Genomic DNA, 2,420 nt, shown 5'->3' on the forward strand with positions numbered 1-2,420 from the left:
CAATACAAACCCTTTTATTCTTCTGGATGAAACGCTTTATTTACTATTTATTGATTTCGGAAACTGACATAAGAGGGTTACAGCAGTTATTGATTGAGTAAACCACAGTTTGATAGACTAAAAAGCATAAGAGTGAAAGAGAAAATTGTCCGTTATGCCAGGTCCACTCTCAATTGATTTACGACAAAGGGTGAATGCAGCCTATCAAGCTAAAGAAGGCTCTCAACGACAACTGGCAGAGCGCTTTAAAGTCAGTTTGTCTTTTATTAGAGATCTGACGCGACGCTATCGACAGACTGGAGGCGTAGAGCCAAAACCGCATGGAGGTGGCGCAGTGGCTAAGTTGGGAGACTCACAATTGCCGATAGTCAAAGAGCTGGTAGAGGCTCAACCTGATGCTCTGCTAAAAGAGCTATGTGAGCGATTTGCTCAAAAAACCGGGGTCAACGTCAGCGTCACGACAATGCAACGAGCCATCCAACGCCTAGGGTTGAGTGTCAAAAAAAAAACGCTAATTGCCTGTGAGCAAGATACTCAAAGGGTCAAGGACTTGCGATTTGCTTATCGGCTCTGGAGTTTTACCATCGACCCACGCAATTTGGTGTTCATAGATGAAACCGGAATGCATTTAGGATTGACTCGTCTGTACGGTCGTGCGCCAAAAGGTGAACGCCTATATGATAAGGAATCTCCTGGCAATCGGGGGCAAAATATTTCCTTAATTGGTGGTATGAGTATTGATGGCTTAATTGCAACTCTGAGCGTTGTTGGTAGTGTTAATACAAGTGTGTTCTTGTTCTATGTCCAAAAGATTTTGATTCCCCAACTTTGGGTCGGAGCAATTGTCGTGATGGACAACTTACCCGTTCATCACGCCCATGTAGTGCGAGAGGCAATTGAAGAAAAAGGGGCAACACTCGTGTTTTTACCGCCTTACTCTCCAGACCTCTCGCCGATTGAATTATGTTGGTCAAAACTCAAAAAACTCTTGCGTTCGGCTAAAGCCCGAACTCGTGAAGCACTCGACCAAGCTTTAACTGAGATTATCAATAACTGGCTCTCCTCCGATGATGCTCTTGGTTGGTTCGCTCACTGCGGCTTATTCATTTGAAAACTGCTGTATCCCTCTTGTGTCATTTTCCGGATATAATAAATAAAATAAGTGAAGGATAAAACTCTATGAGGCAGGTAGAGCAATGGATGTGGAATTACAAATCTTGAAGCATTTGCCTAGAGATGCTCAACCAACAGTAGCGCTTATAGACGAGTATTGTGCAGAGGATAGAGACTTATTCAAAGAAGTAAGAAACTATGAGTGCTTCAAATATTTACACTTAGGAATAATTTCACCAATAAAAAGAAAATCCTTACCAGAGATAGCTAAGGTAGTAAGTATAAACTCAGCGCAGTCACTACATCATTTTATAGCAAATTGCGATTGGTCAGTTGAGCAATTAAGAAGCAGAAGATTAGCGAAGATAAAGAAAGCATTACAGGGAAATGCCATAACCGTAGTAATTGATGAGACAGGGGATAGAAAAAAAGGTAAAAAAACAGATTATGTGGCTAGGCAATATTTAGGAAGCGTTGGGAAAATAGATAACGGCATAGTTTCAGTAAATGCGTACGGAGTTTACTGTAATATAACCTTTCCTTTAATTGTCAAAATATTTAAGCCCAAGGGAACGCTAAAAGCAGAAGATAAATATCAAACTAAAATTGAGTTAGCCGCAGAAATTATTACAGAATTAATTAAAGAAGGCTTTAATATTGAACTGGTTTTAGCAGATAGTTTATATGGTGAAAGTAGTCAATTTTTGAGTAAGTTAGCTGAATACAATTTAGACTATGTAGTAGCAATTAGAAGTAATCATGCGGTCTGGTTGCCAGCTAGCCAAAGCGTTAGGGCAAATAAGTGGGGTTCTTTTGAGCGAACATTTAGCAATCAAAAGTCAGAGACTAGATACATCAGGGAAATAATTTACGGTAAAAAAAGAGCAATAACTTACTGGGAAATAACTACTGACCCAGAAACCATGCCAGAGAATTCTACGACCTTTGTGATGACCAATATTCAGGGAAACCTGAAGAAGACTTTAGGTGACTTGTATGGATTAAGAACATGGGTAGAATATGGCTTCCGGCAGTGTAAACAGGAATTAGGTTGGACAGATTATCGTTTCACTCACTTCAAAGATATTGAAAGGTGGTGGGAGATTATTTTTTGTGTTTACACAATGATTAGTTTAAATTCTCCAGCTTTTTTAGCTCTAAAGCAATCTGCTCAAATTGAAACTGAGAGTCAAAAAAGTAATATGGTAGATTTTTCTAACCATCAACAATGGAATCATGCAAGCGGATGGAAGAATGTTCTAAATAATCTGCGATTAGTTGTCCAACCACTCTTATTATTTTGGTTA

2 protein-coding genes are annotated in these 2,420 nt (G+C 39.4%); both read left to right on the plus strand.

Translation table 11 applies throughout. The features are described 5' to 3' along the window. The first annotated feature begins 154 nt into the window (after nt 1–154). Nucleotides 155–1,111, plus strand: a complete 957-nt coding sequence (locus C7B70_RS25600) for an IS630 family transposase (RefSeq protein WP_106371670.1) — start codon at nt 155–157, stop codon at nt 1,109–1,111. Nucleotides 1,112–1,196: 85 nt separating this feature from the next. Then, on the plus strand, nt 1,197–2,420 hold a 1,224-nt coding region (locus C7B70_RS25605; RefSeq protein ID WP_106371671.1), incomplete at its 3' end, for an IS701 family transposase.

Origin of the sequence: Chlorogloea sp. CCALA 695, from assembly GCF_003003885.1 — a bacterium.
Lineage (GTDB): Bacteria > Cyanobacteriota > Cyanobacteriia > Cyanobacteriales > Chroococcidiopsidaceae > Aliterella.

What these genes read in the sequence shown, in the direction of transcription:
- C7B70_RS25600 (WP_106371670.1), top strand. Translation starts at nt 155, where the DNA reads ATGCCAGGTCCACTCTCAATTGATTTACGACAAAGGGTGAATGCAGCC.